At 39.6% G+C, this 2,328-nt stretch carries 3 protein-coding genes and 2 pseudogenes; all 5 read left to right on the top strand.

Annotation, left to right across the window (positions count from 1 at the left end):
* Positions 1-306: pseudogene (locus H6G97_RS50030) on the top strand (hypothetical protein); the annotation flags it as partial.
* Positions 303-839 (top strand): hypothetical protein, encoded by a 537-nt coding sequence (locus tag H6G97_RS55780; RefSeq protein WP_338422030.1) that lies wholly within the window; start codon positions 303-305, stop codon positions 837-839. The pseudogene H6G97_RS50030 and the gene H6G97_RS55780, both read left to right, overlap by 4 nt.
* Entirely contained in the window at positions 743-1,426 is a 684-nt protein-coding gene (locus H6G97_RS50020; RefSeq protein ID WP_338422031.1) for a hypothetical protein, read from the top strand. Before H6G97_RS55780 ends, H6G97_RS50020 begins: the two co-directional genes overlap by 97 nt.
* Entirely contained in the window at positions 1,423-1,890 is a 468-nt protein-coding gene (locus H6G97_RS54510) for a hypothetical protein (protein WP_242056187.1), read from the top strand. Before H6G97_RS50020 ends, H6G97_RS54510 begins: the two co-directional genes overlap by 4 nt.
* A 46-nt stretch (positions 1,891-1,936) precedes the next feature.
* Positions 1,937-2,328: pseudogene (locus tag H6G97_RS54505) on the top strand (hypothetical protein); the annotation flags it as partial.

The raw sequence follows: 2,328 nt of genomic DNA, 5'->3' as shown, positions 1-2,328 counted from the left end.
ACTCCGACAGGTGTATTCAATGGTGATACTCAAGTATCTTTAATTCCCAGATTCATATCTCAACCACGCCAAATTAAATCAGGGAAATGGGAAATAGATTTTATTGGCACGCTGGTAACTTTTGAGCGTGAGAATAACTTAGGCAAAGGAATTGCTTTCAACAAAACCGTTACAGTTTCTTCAATTTCTAATCCAGAATATATCCCAGCTAATACCACTGAGTTAGCTAAGAAGATTTATGCAGCCCGTCGCGCCGGATTAGAAATTACAGAAATTGTAGATTTAAACTTCGGGAGAAGGAAATGAGTAAAGAGAATAATAAAAATGGATCTGTATCGACTTTAGAGGATTTGCTTAAAATAGATGATGTTAATAAAACTAATGGTAATAAAGCACCAGAACCGGAAAGTTTATTAGTACCGACTAAGCACACATTTGTCACTTCTCCTTGGTCAAGACTAGCAATAATTGCTGTCCCTTTTGGAGTTGGATTTTTAGCGATATTTTTGATGCTCAATGGTGTTTTCAACCCCGCACCAGCACCAAAGATTGATCTGAAAACGCAGGAAATACCCACCACTGAACAAGCCCAGCAAAGTGATGACGGGGATGGTGACGCTCGTGCAAAACTCGCTCTGTCGGATCAAGAAGATGAGTTAGGTCGCATTAACAAAAATAAATTTGACCAACCAGCGCCAGTACCAGTTTGGCTCTCGCATTTGCTTGTGTACCACTATCCACAATTGCCGCACCAGTCGTTCGCACCATCAAACAAACTCAAGCTAGTGGGACGCAGGCCAAACTACAAACTATCAACGTCTGGAATGGTCACGGTGTAGCAATTTCCTTCTATGAAATTGGCGAAACTATTAAAAAAGTCTGGTTAGATGATCCGTCGCAAATTCTGCTTGACACAGATGGTTGCTTAGAGGGACTGGATCAGAATTGCTCTAGCCCCGGCGCTGGACTGATTCATCTGCGACGGATATTAAGAGTAAACATTCCCGGAATACCGCAAACATCTACCACTTTGTTAACAGTAATTACGCAGTCATCTTCTGGGGAGCGTAAAGCTTACAGTTTTCGACTAGCAACAAGTAATGGCACTCCTAAATATAGCCAGGTAACGATCCAGCATGATGTCCCACAAGAACAAACAGCCCCGAAACCTCAATTGCAATCATTAGTTAAAACACAGCAAACAATTAACCAAATTCGAGGCGGTATTGTTGTCGCTATTAAAAGTGGATGGATGAATCACCAAGATGAACTACACCAACGATTGCAAAAGTTAATCGGTTATATACAAGCAGGTGATGACATTTCTACTGCTACTAATAAGGCTTCTGTCTCTCAAGACTTAGTTAACAAATTAATTGCTTTAAATAATAATTCTGATAATTTAAGACAAGGTAATAGTTTATGAAATCATCTTTCCGCCTCAATGATAACGCCTTACGTTACTTAATCTTTTTTAGTTTATTAAGTAGCTTATTGATTCATAGTTTCATCAAGTACGGGCTACTCAATCAAACCATTGGGTTAATCATGCCCAAAGCCTCTGCACAAGTACCCGTTATCAATTCCCCTAATGGGTTTACTCCTGATTGGTCGCGTTTCAAATTCAGCGACATGATTATTTCTGAAAGTAACAGTGTTACCTACCCAGGCACAAGAGGTACAGAAACTAGAACCTGGACAGCAGGACAAAGCATTAGCGAGTTTATGGAACTGGGAGATTTTGAAACACCTCAATTAGGAATAGAAAATTTAAATCTCTCAACCATAGCTTCAGCACAAGGAATCAATTTAAGTGGGTTAACATTAGATGATTTTCAATTAACTAACTCAATGGCAAACTTTACCATCTTTAACCAAAGCTATCCCTGACTTAGGTAATAGAAATGTTACAAGTGTTAAACCTGTCAGCGATTTTTTGAGAAGATTTGGAATTACTGGGGGCACAATAGGTAACGCCAGCCGGAATTCTCGTTTACGTGACATTCAATTAGGAAGAGTAATAAATTTAAAAAATTACTCACTAACATCTATTTCCAACATTCAAAACACATCTATTAATCGATTTGGGGATTGGCAAGACTCCAAAATTAATGGAGTACCTGGATTGTCTACTCTCACTTGGGATAATTTTCCAGGGCTGCAAACACTCGACCTTTCATTCATCGGTAAAGTTGACATTGTACTGCGAGACATAGAAGCAAACCGGACTCGCTCAATTTCCGGTAGTTATCAACAAGGGTTTAATGTTCCTTGCCTACAGAATAATTGCGCTCATGCAGAGGTGGCAGGTATCGGCAGGACTACAGG

The organism is Nostoc flagelliforme FACHB-838, from assembly GCF_014698065.1.
In the GTDB taxonomy this organism is placed as follows: Bacteria; Cyanobacteriota; Cyanobacteriia; order Cyanobacteriales; family Nostocaceae; genus Nostoc; species Nostoc flagelliforme_B.
Note: the sequence above shows the minus strand (reverse complement) of the source record. Positions and strands in the feature narration are given on the sequence as shown.